Raw genomic sequence first — 20,594 nt, 5'->3', positions numbered from 1 at the left:
TAATCGGACATTTGCAGGGGTACTCACGCAGCGGTCAGAGTGGGTAAATCGACCTGTAGCGGCCCGGCCGGGCCGATACAGGGCAAGACACGCGCGCTGCTGCTATTTCCCTGCAATCTGATCCTTGGTGTAGAACCCGTCTTTTTCCAGCAGGTCGATGTTGTCCTTGGTCAGCGGTGTCGGCGTCAGCAGGATGGTGTCGACCTTCTTCGTGCCGTTGTCGTATTGCGAACTGAAGTCCGGTTTCTCGTTACGTGCCAGTTGCACTGAAAGCTTGGCCGCTTCCGAGGCGATGAGCTTCAGCGGCTTGTAGACCGTCATGGTCTGCGTGCCGTCGATCACCCGTTTGACCGCGGCGAGGTCAGCGTCCTGACCGGAGATCGGCACCTTGCCGGCGAGTTTCTGCGCGGCCAGGGCCTGAATCGCGCCACCGGCAGTGGCGTCGTTGGAGGCGACAATGCCGTCAATCTTGTTGCTGTTCTTGGTCAGGGCATTTTCGACGATGCTCAGCGCTTCGGTCGGGTTCCATTCCTTGACCCACTGCTGGCCGACAATCTTGATGTCGCCCTTGTCGATGGCCGGTTGCAGCACTTTCATCTGGCCTTCGCGCAGGACCTTGGCGTTGTTGTCGGTGGGCGCGCCGCCGAGCAGGAAGTAGTTGCCCCTGGGCTGTGCCTTGAGCACACCCGCGGCCTGCATCTCGCCGACCTTCTCATTATCGAACGAGATGTAGGCATCGATATCGGCGTTGAGAATCAGCCGGTCGTAGGAGACCACCTTGATCCCGGCTTTCTTGGCTTCGGCCACGGCGTTGGTCAGCACGGTGGCGTTGAACGGCACGATGACGATCACGTCGACGCCACGGGAAATCAGGTTTTCGATCTGGGAGATCTGCTTCTGTTCGTTGGCATCGGCGGACTGGACGAAGACCTTCGCATCCATTTTTTCCGCCGCAGCGACGAAGTAGTCACGGTCGCGGGACCAGCGTTCCAGGCGCAGGTCATCGATGGAGAAACCGATTTTAGGATGGGCTGAATCGGCCATGACGGGGAGACTGAGCAGGGCCAGGGCACTGGCGAGCAAGGTGCGTTTCAGGTTTTTCATTGTGGTGCGTCCTTTTATTTTTGTTTGGGGGCACTTCCTGAGCGTGTACGTGTTGCCGGTAGAACTGTAGTGAGTCGCCGGGCGCCGCGAGCAACGAATTGTCGCGAGAATGTAACCGCCCTATTTCGCAGGGTCGCAGCGCCGGTTTTCGGGTCAGCGATAGATGAATCTGTTCACCACGCCTTCCAGCATTTCCTGCCGGCCACTGACCGCCTGCGGGTTCAGCTCATGGTCCATCGCGTGCTGCGCCAGGGAGTCCAGGGTGAAATCACCGGACAGCACGGCGCGTCCGAACGGCTGGTCCCAACCGGCATAGCGCTGATCCTTGAACTGCTGAAGCTGGTCGTTTTCGATCATCGCCGCCGCACGTTCGAGGGCCAGGGCAAGGACATCCATGGCCGCGACATGACCGTAAAACAGGTCGATTTCGTCAAGGCTCTGACGGCGGACCTTGGAATCGAAGTTGAAGCCGCCATTCTTGAAACCGCCCGCCTTGAGGATTTCATAGGTGGCCAAGGTCATCTCTTCGACGCTGTTGGGAAACTGGTCGGTGTCCCAGCCGTTCTGCGGATCGCCACGGTTGGCGTCGATGCTGCCGAAAATGCCGAGAGAGGCGGCGGTGGCGATCTCGTGGTGGAAACTGTGCCCGGCGAGGGTCGCGTGGTTGGCTTCAATGTTGACCTTGATTTCCTTTTCCAGACCGAACTGATGCAGGAAGCCGAACACCGTCGCGCTGTCGTAATCGTACTGGTGCTTGGTTGGCTCCTGAGGCTTGGGCTCGATCAGCAGATCGCCGGTGAAGCCGATCTTGTACTTGTGCTCGACTACCATGCGCATGAAACGCCCGAGCTGTTCGCGCTCGCGTTTGAGGTCGGTGTTGAGCAGCGTTTCGTAGCCTTCGCGACCGCCCCACAGCACGTAGTTTGCGCCGTTCAAGCGTTTGGTGGCGTTCATGGCGCTGAACACCTGAGTCGCCGCATAGGCGAAGACTTCCGGGTCCGGGTTGCTCGCGGCGCCTGCGGCAAAGCGCGGATTACTGAAGCAGTTGGCGGTGCCCCACAGTAACTGGATGCCGCTCTGTTCCTGATGCCGCTCAAGCTCGTCGACCATCTGCGCGAAGTTGCGGCTGTACTCCTTGAGGCTGGCACCTTCGGGCGCTACGTCGGTGTCGTGAAAGCTGTAGTAGTCGATGCCCAGCTTGGAAAAGAACTCGAAGGCGGCATCGGCCTTGAAGCGCGCCAGTTCCATGGCATCGCCCGGTTTAATCCACGGGCGCTTGAAGGTGCCGACGCCGAACATGTCGGCGCCCGGCCAGACGAACGTGTGCCAATAACAGGCCGCCATGCGCAAATGCTCGCGCATCGGCTTGCCGAGGATGATTTTGTTGGCATCGTAATGGCGAAAGGCGAGGGGGGAATCGCTGTTCGGACCCTCGTAGCGAATCCTGTCGATCTCGGGGAAGCAGGGCATCGGTGTTTTCCTTGTTGTTCTGGGGGAGCTGGATCTGCCCCGATACTAGCAACGGCCTATCCCCTGAAAATTATGAAAATCACCAACTCGGTGTTCGATTTTGAGTATTGAGATTCCTCTCGCGCAGGCCTAGTCTGTGCCGACCGGTTTTACCGGCTCGGGAGAAAAACAATGAAAACCGTCCCGCCCGTGCATCGCATCGCGCTCCTGTTCAACGGCGGCAAGATCTACGATCGCGGCATCATCACTGGCATCGGCAATTACTTGAGCAGCACGCGCGCCTCCTGGGACCTGTTCCTGGAGGAAGATTTTCTATGCCGGCTCAAAGGCATCGAGCGCTGGCAAGGCGACGGCATCATTGCCGACTTCGACGACCCGCTGATTGGCGAAGCCCTGGCCGAAAGCAAATTGCCGGTAGTGGCGGTAGGCGGCTCCTACGAAAATGAACGCGCCTACCCCAAACACATTCCCTATGTTGCGACCGATAACTTTGCCCTGATCAAACTGGCCTACGAACACCTGATCGAAGCCGGGCTGACCCGTTTCGCCTGCTTCAGCCTGCCTGAAGCGCAGAGCAATCGCTGGGCGCAGGAACGAGAGAAGGCCTTTCGCCGCTTGCTCCAGCGCGACGGTCTGCGCGGGGAAATCTATCGTGGCCTGAGTACCAGCGCGCCACTCTGGGACAGCGCCGTGGAGCAGCAGATCGCCTGGCTGCAAAGCCTGCCCAAACCCATCGGCATCATTGCCGTCAGCGACGCCCGCGCCCGGCAGTTGCTGCAAGCGTGCCTGACCGCGGGGATCGCGGTGCCGGAGCAAGTGGCGCTGATCGGCATCGACAACGACCCGCTGACCCGCACCCTGACCCGCGTGCCGTTGAGTTCAGTGATTCAGGGCACGCAAAGCATGGGCCGCACCGCCGCCGCCTTGTTGCATCAGATGCTCCACGGTATGCCCTCGAGCACCCAGCAGATCCTGGTCCCGCCCGAAGCGATCAACGTGCAGGCGTCGAGTCTGCATCAGCCGCTGGGAAATCCTTACGTGATGCAGGCGCTGCACTTCATTCGTCAGTACGCATGCCAGGGCATCAAGACCGCACAGGTCGCGGGCTATGTGGGCATTTCCCGTTCTTCGCTGGAGTCGCACTTTCGCAAGGCGCGCGGTTGCAGCGTGCATGACGAAATCCTGCGCTTCAAACTGGCCGCCGCTGCATCGAGGCTGGAAAACAGCGATTCGGCCATCGCCGACATCGCACAGAATTGCGGCTTCAAATCCGCGCAGTACCTGCACACCGTGTTTCGCCGCGAGTTCGGCTGCACACCCCGCGAGTACCAGCAAGAGGTCGCGGCACCGCTTCATTGATTCGCGCTCAGACTACGGGCCATGAGGCCCGTGGCCGTACATAACAACGACAACATCACAGGAGTCATCGATGCATCCGATTCGTTTAGGGCTGGTGGGTTACGGCAAGATCGCGCAGGACCAGCATGTGCCGGCGATCCGCGCCAACCCTCAGTTCACGCTGGTGTCTGTCGCCACGCTGGGCCAACCGTGCCCCGGCGTCGATAACTTCAGCTCGCTGGCCGATCTGCTCGCCCATGGCCCGCAGGTGGATGCGATTGCCTTCTGCACCCCACCGCAAGGACGCTTCGCTCTGGTTCAGCAAGCGCTGGACGCAGGCAAGCATGTGTTGGTGGAAAAGCCGCCGTGCTCGACGCTGGGCGAGGCCATGGCCTTGATCGACGAGGTGGGGAAGGCCGGTGTCAGCGGTCTGTTCGCCTGGCACTCGCGTTTCGCACCCGGTGTGGCCAACGCCAAAGCGTGGCTCCAGGGCAAGGCGCTCAAGCAGGTGCGTGTCGAGTGGAAAGAGCAGGTGCGCAAATGGCACCCGGGGCAAACCTGGATCTGGCAGGCGGGTGGGTTGGGCGTGTTCGATCCGGGCATCAACGCCTTGTCGATCGTCACCGAGCTGCTGGCGGGGGCGTTGTTCGTTCAGTCCGCCGAATTGAGCGTGCCGGGCAACTGTCAGTCGCCGATGGCCGCTTCGATCCAGATGCGTTCCGGCGAGCAGGTGCCGGTGTCCGCGGAGCTGGATTTCGATCACAGCGACAACGAGCTGTGGCGCATCGAGCTGCACAGTGATGAAGGAGTGATGCGTCTGGATTCGGGCGGCGCGCAGGTCAGCATCGATGGGGTGACGCAGGGGGTGTCAGAGGAGGGCGAATACCCGGCGATGTACAAACACTTTGCACGGTTGATCGCTGACGGACTGAGCGATCTGGACTTGCAGCCGTTGCGCATCGTGGCGGACAGTTTCTTCGTCGGCAGCAAGCAAACCGTTGCGGATTTTCATGAATAACTGATTGCGGCTGGGAGCGGGCTTGCTGGCGACGGCGCACGATCAGTCGACAACGATGTGCCTGAGGCACCGCCTTCGCCAGCAGGCCGGCTTGTCAGGCCGGCTCCCGCAGGGCTGGGGATTCAGAACTGCCCGACACCCGCCAGCGCAATGGAAAAAGAAACGATCAGCATCAGCAAAATGGTCATGTTTATAGACACGGCGACAGGTCCTTTGAAATCGATGGCGCCATCATCCCTGTCTGCCTTCGACAAATGAACGTCGGTCAACGCTATTTTGACTATCGATCATATTGATACCAAAGGCTTTCTCCCCGCCTGCCGGGTCTTCAGCCGCGAGCGCACCATCAAGCCCCGGTTAAATTTCTGCAGTTGGCTCACGTCATGTGTTTACAACCATCATCGATTACGTGAGCGCCGCCATGTCCACCCTGCACGATCTGACGTCCTTGTCTCTGCCGTCTGGCCGCCGACTCGGCGCCGATGAAACCGATAGCCGTCTGAGTCTGGTTCTGGAGGGGCAGCCGCTGATTCAGCTCGTCCTCGCGCGGGGTGACACTCTTCAACTGTCGTTGCAGGACGTGCAGGCGACACCCGATGGCCAAGCCTTGTGGGCGGCCTGTTACTGGCTGTTTGCACGTGACCCGGCGCGTCAGCGGCTGGTCTGGTCATTGGCCCGATCACCGGACGAAGCCTTGCGCAGCGGCCTGTTGATTCCGGGGTCCGTCACAGGCCAATACCTCTGTGAACGCACCTTGTTCTGGCAATTGCCACAGCCCTGGCTGGGTCAGTCATTCAGCGATACCTATCCGCAACAGATGGCGATCACCGACGGCAAGCGCCATCCGTTGCGCGCCACCAAACCGCGTGGCGAGGTGTACCGACGATTCGATGCACGGCTCGGGGCCTGGGTTTCACTGCGCACGGTGGAAGTCGAGGGCGATGTCGAGCGCTTCAATCGCTGGCAGAACAACCCCCGCGTGCTCGCATTCTGGCAAGAGGGTGGCAGCGTGCAGCAGCACCGCGAATACCTGAGCAAACTGGAGGCAGATCCGCACACGTTGACGTTGATCGGCTGCTTCGATGACGAACCGTTCGCCTATTTTGAAGCCTACTGGGCCAGGGAAGACCGTATCGCGCCGTTCTATGACGCCGACAATTACGACCGTGGCATTCACATGCTGGTGGGCGAAGAACATCACCGTGGTTCACACAAAGTGGCGAGCTGGCTGTCGGCGCTGGTGCATTACCTGTTTCTCGACGACCCTCGCACGCAGCGTGTGGTGGCCGAACCGCGCGCCGACAATCAGCGCATGATCGGGTACATGCACAACCAGTGTTTTCACTGCGAGAAGGAATTCGATTTTCCGCACAAGCGCGCGGCCTTGATGATGCTGGGGCGTGAACGCTTTTTCGATCGCTGCGCCTTGAGCTGAGGCAACGAGGTCTGCAGTTGGCGGCGGCTGCAAGGAGAGGGCGGATCACAGTGGCCGCAGGCTCGCCCCGATGTCGGGTGCGACGCCTGCTGATCGGGTTTGCTGCGTGAAGGGTTTCGTCGGTGCCGTGGGGTTCAGGCCGCGCTGTTTTTCTGCTGTCCGGAAATCTTGCGGCAATGCACCAATGCATCGCGAATCATGAAGTTGACCAGTGTCGGCGAGACGCCCAGTTCCTTGGCGATGTCTTTCTGCGGGACACCGTGCAGGCGGTACATCTCGAACGCGTAGCGCGTGCGCGGCGGCAGGTCGGACAGCGCGTCGGCGATGGACTCCAGCGTCGAAAAGTTGATGTGCGAGGTTTCCGGCGATGCCCCCTGGATGACGACGTTCAAGCCTTCTTCCTCCGGCCCCGAGTACTTCAACTCTAGCGACTGTTTGCGGTAATGGTCGATGGCCAGGTTGCGCACGATCTGGAACAGGTAGCTGAGCTGAGCCTTGAACGAGGAGGTGATCTCCGGCGCCGACTGCAATCGGAAGAAGGCATCCTGCACGACGTCCTCGGCTCTGGACCGGCATCCGGTGATGCGGGCGGCGATCTTTACCAGAATCTGACGATTTTCTATAAAAGCCTGAAGTAACGGTGAACCGCGCCTGATGGGAGATACTTGATCCGTCATGAAAATCACCTTGTCGCGAATGAGGTAGCAGGGGCATGACCCGGGGAGGGGCCTGTACACATCGTGCGACAAATTATGGTTAATGATAATGATTGTCAATTAAGATTTGAAATAGATGACCGTTGTTGGTGCTTCTCACTTGGCTTCGCGCCAATCTGGATCGTGGGCGCCGACGATTTCAGACGTATGTGCGACTAATTATTCCCTCGAGTCATCCGTTCTTCTGGATGACGGACCGGACAACTGTCCAGGTGTCCCCACCCGCATTCTTCAACGCCGCATGCCGGGCCGATGGTGCTCAGGCGGCATTCTGCACTCCTTAATCGTCAACCGACTCCACTCAGGACTTTCATGATGGACGCGTTCGAACTCCCCACCACTCTGGTCCACGCCCTGCAACGTCGCGCCGCCTCGACGCCGGATCGTCTGGCGTTGCGTTTCCTGGCCGAACACAAGGACCAGGGGGCGGTCCTCACCTATCGCGATCTGGACCTGCGCGCGCGAACCATCGCAGCGGCTCTGCAAAGGTTCGCGGCAGTGGGCGAGCGCGCCGTTCTGCTGTTTCACAGTGGCCCGGATTACGTCGCCGCCTTCTTCGGTTGTCTGTACGCCGGGGTGATCGCAGTGCCTGCGTATCCGCCAGAGTCCTCGCGTCATCATCATCAGCAGCGTCTGGTGTCGATCATCGACGACGCGGAGCCGCGTGTGGTGCTGACCCACACAGCACTGCGCGAACCGCTGCTGGAAATGGACGAGTTCAAGGGGCAGGAAGCCGCGCAGTTGCTGTGCGTCGACACACTGGACAGCGCGCGGGCCGAGCGCTGGCAGATGCCGGATATCAAGGCTGATGACATCGCGTTTCTGCAGTACACCTCCGGCTCGACGTCGTTGCCCAAGGGGGTGCAAGTCAGCCACGGCAACCTGGTCGCCAACGAACAACTGATTCGCCACGGTTTCGGCATCGACCTCAATCCGGATGACGTGATCGTCAGTTGGTTGCCGCTTTACCACGATATGGGCCTGATCGGCGGATTGTTGCAGCCGATCTTCAGTGGTGTGCCGTGCGTGCTGATGTCCCCGGCGTATTTTCTGGCGCGGCCCGTGCGCTGGCTGGAAGCGATCAGCGAGTTCAACGGCACCATCAGTGGGGGCCCGGACTTCGCCTACCGCTTGTGCGCCGAGCGGGTCAGCGGGTCGGCGCTGGCGCGGCTGGACCTGAGTCGCTGGCGCGTCGCGTATTCAGGCTCCGAGCCGATCCGGTTCGACACCCTGCAACAGTTCGCCGAAAAGTTCGCCCCTTGCGGCTTCAGCGACCAGAGCTATTTCGCCTCCTATGGCCTGGCAGAAGCGACCTTGTTCGTGGCCGGCGGCAAGCGCGGTCACGGCATTGGCGCGTTGTCTCTGGATGAGCAGGCGTTGCGGCAGAACCGCGCGCGGCCCGCCCAGACTTCAGAGAGCGGCAGCGTGGTCATGAGTTGCGGCACCGGCCAGCCGGGCCATGCCGTACGCGTGGTAGAGCCGAACAGTCTGGAGCCGCGGGCGGACAATCAGGTGGGCGAGGTCTGGGCCAGCGGGCCGAGCATCGCTCACGGCTATTGGCGTAATCCTGAAGCCAGCGCTGCAAGTTTCGTCGAGGCCGACGGGCAGATCTGGCTGCGCACCGGCGATCTGGGGTTTGTGCGCGACGGCGAGCTGTACATCACCGGTCGCCTGAAAGACATGCTGATCGTGCGCGGCCATAACCTCTATCCGCAGGACATCGAGCAGACCATCGAGCGAGAAGTGGAAGTGGTGCGCAAAGGGCGGGTTGCCGCCTTCGCGGTGACAGTCGATGGCGAGGAAGGCATCGGGATCGCCGCCGAGATCAGCCGCAGCGTGCAAAAAATCCTGACGCCCGAAGCCCTGATCAAGACCTTGCGCCAGACCGTCGCCGATGCCTGCCAGCAAGCCCCGAGTGTGGTGGTGCTGCTCAATCCCGGCGCGTTGCCGAAGACCTCCAGCGGCAAGCTGCAACGTTCCGCCTGCCGCCAGCGTCTGGCGGATGGCACGCTGGACAGCTACGCGCTGTTTCCTGATCGGTCGCCGACACAAAGGGGCGAGAACACAGATTCGGCCAACGCACTGGAAAGGCAGATTGGCCGGATCTGGGCCGAGCACTTGCAAGTCGAGCACGTCGGCAGTGATGACCACTTTTTCCTGCTGGGCGGCAACTCGATTGCGGCCACCCAGGTGGTCGCCAGCGTGCGTCATACCCTGGGTCTGGAATTGAATCTGCGACTGTTGTTCGAGGCGCCGACCCTGGCTGCCTTCACCGCACACATCGCCCGGCAACAACGCGATGGCGGCGTCGCTCAAGGGGCGATTCCCCGCTTGCCTCGCGACGAAGCCCTGCCGCAGTCGCTGGCGCAGAACCGTCTGTGGTTCCTCTGGCAACTGGAGCCGCAGAGCAGCGCCTACACCATCCCCGGTGCTCTGCGCCTGCGCGGCGAACTGGACGAAGACGCTTTGCGCGCCAGTTTTCAGCGGCTCGTTGAACGCCACGCTTCGCTGCGTACGCGCTTTTACGAACGCGATGGTCAGGCGCTGCAACGCATCGACGCGCCGGGTCCGTTTGCCGTTCAGCGGCGCGATCTCACCGATCTGCCGGACGAACAGCGCTACGCCCAGGCCCGACAGATTCGCGATGAAGACGCTCAGGCGCCGTTCGATCTCGAACGGGGTCCTTTGCTGCGTGTGACGCTGATCCGCCTCGATGAACAAGAGCACCATTTGCTGGTGACACTGCACCACATCGTCGCCGATGGCTGGTCGCTTAACATTCTGATCGACGAGTTCTCGCGTCTGTATGCCGCGCACGTTCAAGGGCAGTCTTTAGAACTGGCGGCGCTGCCGCTGGAGTACGCCGACTACGCAAGCTGGCAGCGTCAATGGCTGGCCCAAGGGCAGGCCGCGCAGCAACTGGCGTACTGGAAAGCGCAGCTGGGCGACGGGCAGCCGGTGTTGGCTCTGGCCACTGACCATCCGCGATCGGCACACAAGCGCCACAGTGCCTCGCGGTTGAGCCTGCGTCTGGACGCCAGCCTCAGCGACGCGGTGCGCAAGACGGCGCAGGCCTATCAGTCGACCACGTTCATGCTCCTGCTGTCCGCGTTTCAGGGCCTGCTGCATCGCTACAGCGGTCAGCGTGACATTCGCATCGGCGTCCCCGGCGCCAACCGCCCACGGGCTGAAACCCAAGGACTGATCGGGTTCTTCATCAACACCCTGGTGCTGCGTGCCGAGCTGGATTCGCGCACGCCCTTCGCCGATCTGCTTGCCCGTACACGTCTGGCCACCCTTGGCGCCCAGGCCCATCAGGACCTTCCGTTCGAGCAATTGCTCGAAGCCTTCCCCGAGGCGCGCGAGCACGGTCTGTTCCAGGTGATGTTCAACCACCAGCAACGTGACCTCGGCGCATTGCGTCGTCTGCCCGGTCTGCTGGCCGACGAGATGCCCTGGCACAGTCGCCAGGCCAAGTTCGACCTGCAGTTGCACAGCGAAGAAGACCGCAACGGACGACTGTCGCTGGCCTTCGACTACGCCGACGAGTTGTTCGACACCGCCACCATCGAGCGCTTGGCCGGGCACTTCATGCACCTGCTGCAACAGGTCACCGAACAGCCACAACAGGCCATCGGTGATGTCCAGCTGCTGAGCGAGGCCGAGCGCACCGCCTTGATGAACTGGGGCGTGGCGCCGCAAGCGTCGCCGACCTGCTGGCTGCCTGCGTTGCTCGATCAGCAGGCGATGCGCACGCCGGAGCGCGTTGCGCTGATGTGGGAGGGCGGCAGTCTGGATTTCGCCGCGCTGCACATTCAGGCCAACCGACTGGCGCATTACCTGCGCGACAAGGGCGTCGGGCCTGATGTCTGCGTGGCGATCGCCGCCGAGCGTTCGCCGCAACTGCTCATCGGCCTGCTGGCGATCATCAAGGCCGGTGGTGCCTATGTGCCGCTGGACCCGGAGTACCCGGCGGACCGTCTGGCCTTCATGCTCGAGGATTGCGGTGCTCAACTGCTGTTGACCCAGAGTCATCTGCTCGACGGGCTGCCGGTCGCTGACGGCGTCAGCGCCATCGCCATGGACCTGTTGAAACTCGACAACTGGTCCAGCCATTCTCCGGGCCTGCATTTGCACGCTGACAACCTCGCTTATGTGATTTACACCTCAGGCTCCACCGGGCAGCCCAAGGGTGTCGGTAACACCCATGGCGCGCTGGCCGAGCGCCTGCACTGGATGCAGAACACCTACCGCCTGGACGAGTCTGACGTGCTGATGCAGAAGGCGCCGATCAGCTTCGACGTGTCGGTCTGGGAGTGCTTCTGGCCACTGATCACGGGCTGCCGTCTGCTGCTCGCAGGCCCCGGCGAGCACCGCGATCCCCATCGCATTGCGCAGTTGGTCCAGGCCTTCGGCGTGACCACGCTGCACTTCGTGCCGCCGCTGCTGCATGTGTTCATCGGCGAGCCGCGCGTCAGCGTCTGCACCAGCCTGCGTCGCCTGTTCTGCGGGGGTGAAGCGCTTTCCGCGCAGTTGCGCGACCGAGTGTTGACCCGGTTGCCGTCGGTGCAGCTGCACAACCGCTATGGCCCGACCGAAACGGCGATCAACGTTACCCATTGGCAGTGCGCTGTCGACGATGGCGAGCGCTCGCCGATTGGCCGACCGCTGGGCAATGTGCAATGCCGTGTGCTGGACAGCGATTTCAATCCACTGCCCAGCGGTGTTCCGGGCGAGCTGTGCATCGGCGGTGTCGGTCTGGCGCGGGGTTATCTGGGGCGTCCGGGGCTGACCGCCGAGCGTTTCGTCGCCGACCCACTGGGCGAGCCGGGCGCGCGCCTGTATCGCACCGGCGACCTTGCGCGCTGGACCGGCGATGGGGTGCTGGAATATCTGGGCAGACTCGACCAGCAGGTCAAGCTGCGCGGCTTCCGTGTCGAGCCAGAAGAAATCGAAGCGTGTCTGCTGGCGCTGGAAGGCGTCGATCAGGCCGCCGTCCTGGTGCGCGAAACGGCGTCCGGCCCGCAGTTGATCGGCTATTTCAGCGCTGACTTCAGCGGCGATCCAGACGCCCGCGAATCCGAGCGCGATCAGGTCCTGCGACTGAAACAGGCGCTGGAACGCGCACTGCCGGAATACATGGTCCCGGCGCAACTCATGCGTCTGGACGTCATGCCCCTGAGCCCTAGTGGCAAGCTGGATCGCCGCGCCCTGCCTGAGCCGCAGTGGCAGGTGCGTGAGCACGTCGAGCCGCAGACGCCGCTGGAACAACAAATTGCCGCCATCTGGCGTGAAGTGCTGGGCGTGTCCGGCGTCGGCCTGCGTGACGATTTCTTTGCACTGGGCGGGCATTCGTTGCTGGCGACGCAGATCATCTCCCGCGTGCGTCAGGCCTGTGACGTCGAGCTGCCGTTGCGGGTGCTGTTTGAAGCGCCAGAGCTTGGCGCCTTTGCCGAGCGGGTCAGCCAGGCCCAGACCTCGGGGCTGCGTAACCCGCAATCGGCGATTGCGGCAGTGGATCGCACTCGGCCCGTGCCGCTCTCCTATTCGCAGCAGCGCATGTGGTTCCTCTGGCAGATGGAACCTGACAGCCCGGCCTACAACGTCGGCGGCATGGCGCGTTTGAGCGGGGTGCTGGATGTCGGACGATTCGAGTCTGCATTGCAGGCGCTGATCATGCGCCACGAAACCTTGCGCACCACGTTCCCGAGCATCGACGGTGTGGCCTGTCAGCAGGTCAATTCGCAGACCGGCCTCACCCTCGGCTGGCAGGATTTCTCCGCCCTCGATTCACAGCAGTGCCAGGAGCAATTGCAGGCGCTGGCGGACAGCGAGGCCCATTTGCCGTTCGATCTGGAACGCGGGCCACTGTTGCGCGGGCATCTGGTCAAGGCGGGCGAGCAGACGCATTACTTCGTTCTGACGCTGCATCACATCGTCACCGAGGGGTGGGCGATGGACATCTTCGCCCGGGAGCTGAGCGCGCTGTACGAAGCGTTCATCGACGAACGCGAGTCGCCCCTGCCGCCATTGCCGGTGCAGTACCTCGATTACAGCGTCTGGCAGCGGGAGTGGATGGAGTCCGGTGAACGTCAGCGCCAACTCGATTACTGGCTCGCTCAACTGGGCAACGAGCACCCGTTGCTGGAGCTGCCGAGCGACCGTCCTCGGCCTGCGGTACAGAGCCATCTCGGCGAGTTGTACCGTTTCGATCTGAGCGATGAACTCGCCGCACGAGTACGTCACTTCAATGCGCAGAACGGCCTGACCCTGTTCATGACCATGACCGCGGCGCTGGCGGTCCTGTTGTATCGCTACAGCGGCCAGAACGATCTGCGCATCGGCGCACCGGTGGCCAACCGTATCCGCCCGGAGAGCGAAGGGCTGATCGGTGCGTTCCTCAATACTCAGGTGCTGCGTTGTCAGCTCGACGGACAAATGACCGTGGGCGAGTTGTTCTCGCAGGTGCGCCAGACGGTCATCGAGGGGCAGTCCCATCAGGATCTGCCGTTCGATCATCTGGTCGAAGCCCTGCAGCCGACGCGCAGTGCAGCCTACAACCCGCTGTTCCAGGTGATGTGCAACGTGCAGCGCTGGGAATTCCAGCAGAGCCGCACGCTGGGCGGGATGACCGTCGAGTATCTGGTCAACGATGCGCGGGCGACCAAGTTCGACCTCAATCTGGAGGTCACCGATCTGGATCATCGTCTCGGTTGCTGCCTGACCTACAGCACCGACCTGTTCGATGAGGCGACCATCGCGCGCATGGCCGGGCACTGGCGCAATCTGCTGCATGCCTTGCTGGAAAACCCGCAACAACGCCTCAGCGAACTGACGCTGCTGGGGGCTGTGGAACACCAGAAGCTGCTCGCAAGCCTTGGCCCGGCTCAGGCTGCGAAGGTTTCCGATGACTGCATTCATGGGCTGTTCCAACAGCAGGTGGCGGTGCGTCCCGATGCCCCCGCGCTGACCTTCGCTGGCAAGACCCTGAGCTATGCCGAACTTAATCGCCGCGCCAATCGACTGGCCTGGCGACTGCGCGAGCAGGGTGTCGGCCCGCAGGTCCGCGTCGGCCTGGCGCTGGAGCGCTCGCTGGAGATGGTGGTCGGTCTGTTGGCGATCCTCAAGGCGGGCGGTGCCTATGTGCCGCTGGACCCTGAGTACCCGCTTGATCGGTTGCATTACATGATCGAGGACAGCGGCCTGAGCCTGTTGCTCAGTCATCCCGCCTTGCTGCAAGCCTTGGGCCCGCTGCCGTCGGGCGTTAGCAGGGGGTGCCTTGAAGATGACGGTGCGACACTGGCGACCTACCCGGTTGAAGACTTGCCACTGAGCACTCTGGCGCAGCATCAGGCGTACCTGATCTACACCTCGGGTTCGACCGGCAAGCCGAAAGGCGTGGTGGTGTCCCACGGTGAAATCGCCATGCATTGCCAGGCGGTCATCGAGCGTTTCGGCATGCGTCCCGACGACTGCGAACTGCATTTCTATTCCATCAATTTCGACGCCGCCAGCGAGCGCTTGCTGGTGCCGTTGCTCAGTGGTGCGCGTGTGGTTCTGCGCGCTCAGGGTCAGTGGGACGCGGGAGAAATCTGCCAGTTGATCGACGAGCAACAGGTCAGCGTTCTGGGTTTTACCCCCAGTTTTGGCAGTCAGTTGGCGCAATGGCTCGCGACCCACCACAAGACCCTGCCGGTGCGCATGTGCATCACCGGGGGCGAGGCGCTGACCGGCGAGCATCTGCAGCGGATTCGGGCCGCTTTTACCCCGCAGGTGTTTTTCAACGCCTATGGACCGACCGAAACGGTGGTCATGCCGCTGGCGAGCCTGGCGCCGCAGGCCCTGGAAGAGGGCGCTGGCAGCGTACCGATCGGGCAGGTGATCGGGGATCGCGTGGCGTACATTCTCGACGCCGACCTGGCCTTGCTGCCCCGGGGCGCGACGGGCGAACTGTACGTCGGCGGCGCCGGCCTGGCGCAGGGTTATCACCAGCGTTCAGGGCTGACCGCCGAGCGTTTCGTGGCCGATCCATTCTCGGCCGACGGCGGTCGCTTGTACCGCACCGGCGATCTGGTTCGGCAACGTGCCGATGGCCTGGTCGAATACCTGGGGCGTATCGACCATCAGGTGAAGATTCGCGGTTTTCGCATTGAGCTGGGCGAGATCGAAAATCGTCTTCTTGAGTATCCCGGTGTTCGCGAGGCCGTGGTGCTGGCGCTGGACATGGCAGGCGGCAAGCAACTGGCCGGTTATCTGGTCAGCGATGATGCCGCGCAGGGCGACGCGGAACAGGCGCAACTGCGTGAGTCGCTGAAGGCTCACCTGCGCAGCCAGTTACCGGACTACATGGTACCGACGCACCTGATGCTGCTGGAGGCAATGCCGTTGACCGCCAATGGCAAGCTCGACCGTCGCGCCTTGCCAATGCCGGATGTGACCCTCAATCGCCAGTCCTACGTGGCGCCGAGCAATCCGTTGGAGCAGGCGCTGGCGGTCATCTGGTGCGACGTGCTGGGCGTCGCGCAGGTCGGTCTGGATGACAACTTCTTCGAGCTGGGTGGTGATTCGATCCTGTCGATCCAGGTCGTCAGCCGTGCACGTCAGGCCGGGATTCACTTCAGCCCTCGCGATCTGTTCCAGCATCAGACGGTGCAAACCCTGGCGGCGGTCGCGACCCGGAGTGCGACCGTCGGCGTCGAGCAAGGGTCACTGACTGGCGCGTCGGCGTTGACGCCGATCCAGCACTGGTTCTTCGACACGGAAATCCCTCAGCGCCAGCACTGGAACCAGGCCGTGGTGTTGCAACCGGTCGATCGCCTCGACCCCCATGGGCTGGAGCTGGCGTTGAAGGCGGTGCTGAGTCATCACGATGCACTACGCCTGAGTTTCGCCCAATCGGGCAGCCAATGGATTGCGCATTTTCGCGAGGCCGTGGACGCGAGCATTTTGCGTCAGGTTCAGGTGACGTCCCTCGATCAGTGCGAGGACCTGTTCAGCGAAGCGCAACGCGGGTTTCATCTCACCGACGGCCCGTTGCTGTGCGCCGTGCTGGTGGACGGTCCGAATGCCGAGCAGCGTCTGCTGCTGGCGATTCATCACCTGGTGGTGGACGGCGTGTCGTGGCGCATTCTGCTGGATGATCTGCAGACTGCGTATCGTCACGTTCTGGACGGCCGGCCAGTGAAACTGCCTGCCAAGACCAGCGCCATGCGTGACTGGGCCGGGCGCTTGCAGGCCTATGCCGGCAGCGAATCGTTGCGCGAGGAACTGGCTGTCTGGCAGACGCAACTGGCCGGTCCATCCACCGAGCTTCCGGGCTTGAACGCCGAGGGTGCAAAACAGAATCGCCACGCGCGGCAAGTCAGCGTGCGTCTCGACAGCAGTACCACACGGCAGTTGTTGCAACAGGCGCCCGCGGCTTATCGCACGCAGGTCAACGACCTGCTCTTAACCGCGCTGGCCCGCACGCTCTGCCAGTGGAACGGGCAAGCCTCGGCGCTGATTCAGCTCGAAGGTCATGGCCGCGAAGCGCTGTTCGACGACATCGACCTGACCCGCAGCGTGGGGTGGTTCACCAGTGCCTATCCGGTGCGTTTAAGCCCACATGGCGCGGAACAGGGCGCCTCGATCAAGGCCATCAAGGAACAACTGCGCGCCGTGCCACACAAGGGGCTGGGCTTTGGCGTCCTGCGTTATCTGGCCGATGACGAAACGCGCCAGACGATGGCGGCACTGCCCCAGGCGCCGATCACGTTCAACTACCTGGGCCAGTTCGACCAGAGCTTCGCCGACCACGCGCTGTTCCGTCCGCTGGACGCATCGGCGGGGCTGGCCCACGATCCCGATGCCTCATTGCCCAGCGAGTTGAGCATCGACAGCCAGGTGTACGCGGGGGAGTTGGTGCTGCGCTTCACCTTCAGCGATCAACGACACGCTGCCCAGACCATCGAAACCCTGGCCCAGGCGTACGTGGACGAGCTCCGTGGTCTGATCGCCCATTGCCTGGCGGACAGCAGTGGCGGTCTTACGCCGTCCGATTTCCCGCTGGCGCGTCTGACACAGAGTCAGCTCGACACGCTGCCGGTGGCCGCAAGCCAGATTGAAGATGTTTATCCTCTGACGCCGATGCAGGAGGGCATGTTGTTGCATACGTTGCTGGAGCCGGGCACGGGTCTGTATTACATGCAGGACCGTTATCGCATCAACAGCGTGCTCGACCCACAGCGGTTCGCTCAGGCGTGGCAAGCGGTCGTCGCGCGGCATGAAGCGTTGCGGGCCTCGTTCTGCTGGAACATCGGCGAGGACATGCTGCAAGTGATTCACACGCCGGGCGCCACGCGCATCGATTACCTGGACTGGAGCGAAGTGCCTGCCCATGATCAGGAAGCGCGCTTGCAGGCGCTGCTCAAGGACGAACGAGAAGCCGGTTTCGACCTGCTGCGCGAGGCGCCGTTCCACCTGCGGCTGATCAAGGTCGGCGAGGCGCGCTACTGGTTCATGATGAGCAATCACCACATTCTCATCGACGCCTGGTGCCGTTCGCTGTTGATGAACGACTTCTTCGAAATCTACAGCGCCCTTGGCGAAGGTCGTGAAGCCCGATTGCCGGTTGCGCCACGCTACCGCGACTACATCGGCTGGCTGCAGCGCCAGAACATGGCCGAGGCGCGTCAGTGGTGGAAAGACAATCTGCGAGGCTTCGAACGCCCGACACCGATACCCAGCGACCGACCGTTTCTGCGCGAACACGCTGGCGACAGCGGCGGCATGGTGGTGGGAGATTGCTACACGCGTCTGGACCCTGTCGATGGCCTGCGCCTCAAGGAAATGGCGCAGCAGCATCAACTGACCGTCAACACCTTCGCCCAGGCGGCGTGGGCGCTGGTGCTGCGCCGTTTCAGTGGCGATCGTGACGTGCTGTTCGGCGTGACGGTGGCGGGGCGTCCGGTGCAGATGCCGCAGATGCAGCGCACCGTCGGCCTGTTTATCAACAGCGTGGCGTTGCGTGTGACGCTGCCGCAGGACGGCGAGCGTTGCAGCGTGCGCAGCTGGCTCAGCGGCCTGCTGGAACGCAACATGGAGCTGCGCGAATACGAATACCTGCCCCTGGTGGCGCTGCAGGAACAAAGCGAACTGCCCAAGGGCCAGCCGTTGTTCGACAGCCTGTTCGTGTTCGAAAATGCGCCGGTGGAAACCTCTGTTCTTGACCACGCGCAGACCCTGAACGCGACCTCGGACTCCGGTCGGACCCACACCAATTTCCCGTTGACCGTGGTCTGCTATCCGGGGGACGACCTGGGGCTGCACCTGTCTTACGATCAGCGCTATTTCGAGACGGCCAGCGTCGAGTACCTGCTCGCCGAATTCAAACGTCTGTTACTGGCCTTGATGCAAGGGTTCCACGGCGAAATGCAGGACTTGCCGCTGCTCGGCGAACAGGAAGCACAATGGCTGTTGCACGACTGCAACCAGAGCGAGCGGGCCGATCCGCTGGAGCAGAGCTATGCGGCGCTGTTCGAGGCGCACGTCGCTGAACATCCGCAGCGCGTTGCCGCGACCTGCCTCGATCAAAAGGACACCTATCAGTCGCTCAATCAGCGCAGTAACCGCCTGGGCCACGCCTTGATCGCTGCAGGCGTGACCCTGGATCAGCCGGTCGCCTTGCTTGCCGAGCGTAATCTGGACCTGCTGGGCATGATCATCGGCAGCTTCAAGGCCGGGGCGGGTTATCTGCCGCTGGACCCGGGCCTGCCTGCGCAGCGTCTGGGTCGCATCATCGAGCTGAGCCGCACGCCCTTGCTGGTGTGTTCTGCGGCGTGTCGCGCTCAGGCGCAGGCGTTGCTGGAGGAGTATTCCTGCGCCACGCGACCGAAGCTGCTGGTCTGGGAAGACGTGCAACAGGGTGAATGGCCGCAGAGCAATCCGGGCGTCTACAGCGCGGCGGACAACCTGGCCTACGTGATCTACACCTCGGGCTCCACCGGACTGCCAAAAGGCGTGATGGTCGAGCAGCGCGGGATGCTCAACAACCAGCTGAGCAAGGTGCCGTACCTGACGCTGAGCGCCGATGACGTGATCGCGCAGACCGCTTCGCAGAGCTTCGACATCTCGGTCTGGCAGTTCCTCGCCGCGCCGCTGTTCGGCGGGCGCGTGGACATCGTGCCGAACGCCATTGCCCACGATCCGCAAGGTTTGCTCGACCACGTTCAGGCGCGGGGCATCACGGTGCTGGAAAGCGTACCGTCGTTGATCCAGGGCATGCTGAGCCAGGAACGTATTGCGCTCGATGCTCTGCGCTGGATGCTGCCGACCGGCGAGGCAATGCCGCCGGAACTGGCGCATCAATGGCTGTCTCGCTACCCGCAGATCGGTCTGGTGAATGCCTATGGCCCGGCCGAATGTTCCGACGACGTGGCGTTCTACCGCGTCGATCAGGCCTCGACGCGCGGCACGTATCTGCCGATTGGTATGCCGACCGACAACAACCGCCTGTACCTGCTCGATGGCGCGCAAGAGCTGGTGCCGCCGGGTGCGGTGGGCGAGCTGTGCGTGGCGGGCACCGGTGTCGGTCGTGGCTATGTCAGCGATCCGTCGCGTACCGCGCAGGTATTCGTGCCGAACCCGTTCGGCGCGCCGGGGGAGCGTCTCTACCGCACCGGTGATCTGGCCCGGCGTCGCAGCGACGGTGTGCTGGAGTACGTGGGGCGGATCGACCACCAGGTCAAAATCCGTGGTTATCGCATCGAACTCGGTGAAATCGAGGCGCGTCTGCATGAGCAGCCTGAAGTGCGTGATGCTGCGGTCGTGGTCAAGGAAACAACCAACGGCAAACATCTGGTCGGGTATCTGGTGGCGGCGGATTCAGCGCTCGCCGAGGCTGAGCGGCTGGATCGGATCAAGCAGCGCCTGCGCGGTGAGTTGCCGGAGTACATGGTGCCGTTGCACTGGATCTGGCTGGAGCGCATGCCGCTCAATGCCAATGGCAAGCTGGATCGCCGGGCCTTGCCGGAAGTCGAAATCGGTCAGTTGCAGGGGCAGGATTATCTGGCGCCGCGCAACGAGCTGGAGCAGACGCTGGCGGACATCTGGGCTCAGGTGCTGAAGGTCGAGCGGGTAGGGGTGCTGGACAATTTCTTCGAGCTGGGTGGGCATTCGTTGCTGGCGACCCAGATCGCTTCGCGGGTGAAGAAGACGTTGCAGCGCAATGTGCCCCTGCGGGCGATGTTCGAGTGCAGCACGGTGGAGGAACTGGCCGGTTACATCAATGGATTGGCGGCCAGCGAGATCAGTGAAGAGAAGGTCGATCGGTTGAATGGCCTGATGGCCGAGCTTGAGGGGATGTAAGGGTTTCAGGTGTTGGAAAGGCGCTGCCGGACGGGGCTGGCGAAAGACCGCAGATCACTGCGGTCTTTCGCTGATGTCCTGAATTCCGTCGTCCTCTGCGTGTTCGCGGTGTTGCTTCGAAGATCAAGGCAAGGCATCGGCCGCCCCCTCAAATAAACCGCCCAAAGGT

At 62.5% G+C, this 20,594-nt stretch carries 8 protein-coding genes; 4 read left to right on the top strand and 4 right to left on the bottom strand.

Going from position 1 to position 20,594, the window contains the following annotated elements; genetic code table 11:
• Positions 1–102: 102 nt before the first annotated feature.
• Together xylF and xylA are read right to left on the bottom strand one after the other, a co-directional pair.
• The gene (xylF, locus tag D3M70_RS31430) at positions 103–1,104 is read right to left on the bottom strand and encodes a D-xylose ABC transporter substrate-binding protein (RefSeq protein WP_120130143.1); all 1,002 of its coding nucleotides are present in this window, start codon (positions 1,102–1,104) and stop codon (positions 103–105) included.
• Positions 1,105–1,257: 153 nt separating this feature from the next.
• A complete protein-coding gene (gene xylA / locus D3M70_RS31425) occupies positions 1,258–2,574 on the bottom strand; it encodes a xylose isomerase (protein WP_120130142.1) in 1,317 nt (438 codons plus the stop codon).
• Positions 2,575–2,745: 171 nt separating this feature from the next.
• Between xylA and D3M70_RS31420 the strand changes: the two genes are divergently transcribed.
• Both D3M70_RS31420 and D3M70_RS31415 read left to right on the top strand, forming a co-directional pair.
• Positions 2,746–3,933 carry a XylR family transcriptional regulator gene (locus D3M70_RS31420; protein ID WP_120130140.1) on the top strand — a complete coding sequence of 396 codons (1,188 nt, stop codon included), beginning with the start codon at positions 2,746–2,748 and terminating at the stop codon, positions 3,931–3,933.
• A gap of 70 nt (positions 3,934–4,003) precedes the next feature.
• Complete coding sequence (locus tag D3M70_RS31415; RefSeq protein WP_120130139.1) at positions 4,004–4,930, top strand: Gfo/Idh/MocA family protein; 927 nt, start codon at positions 4,004–4,006, stop codon at positions 4,928–4,930.
• Between the two features lie 122 nt (positions 4,931–5,052).
• Here the strand turns inward: D3M70_RS31415 and D3M70_RS33895 are convergent, their stop codons facing one another.
• Positions 5,053–5,184 (bottom strand): hypothetical protein, encoded by a 132-nt coding sequence (locus D3M70_RS33895; RefSeq protein WP_256660058.1) that lies wholly within the window; start codon positions 5,182–5,184, stop codon positions 5,053–5,055.
• 167 nt (positions 5,185–5,351) lie between these two features.
• On the opposite strand from D3M70_RS33895, the gene D3M70_RS31410 reads away from it, so the two are divergent.
• Positions 5,352–6,365, top strand: a complete 1,014-nt coding sequence (locus tag D3M70_RS31410; RefSeq protein WP_120130137.1) for a GNAT family N-acetyltransferase — start codon at positions 5,352–5,354, stop codon at positions 6,363–6,365.
• Positions 6,366–6,499: 134 nt separating this feature from the next.
• Here the strand turns inward: D3M70_RS31410 and D3M70_RS31405 are convergent, their stop codons facing one another.
• Entirely contained in the window at positions 6,500–7,042 is a 543-nt protein-coding gene (locus D3M70_RS31405; RefSeq protein WP_120130135.1) for an RNA polymerase factor sigma-70, read from the bottom strand.
• A gap of 351 nt (positions 7,043–7,393) precedes the next feature.
• Here D3M70_RS31405 and D3M70_RS31400 point away from each other — a divergent pair, with 351 nt between their 5' ends.
• Entirely contained in the window at positions 7,394–20,425 is a 13,032-nt protein-coding gene (locus D3M70_RS31400) for a non-ribosomal peptide synthetase (RefSeq protein ID WP_120130134.1), read from the top strand.
• The last annotated feature ends 169 nt before the right edge of the window (positions 20,426–20,594 follow it).

The sequence above is a fragment of the Pseudomonas sp. LS-2 genome (assembly GCF_003605735.1).
Taxonomy (GTDB): Bacteria; Pseudomonadota; Gammaproteobacteria; order Pseudomonadales; family Pseudomonadaceae; genus Aquipseudomonas.
This window is presented reverse-complemented; position numbering and strand designations above follow the sequence as displayed.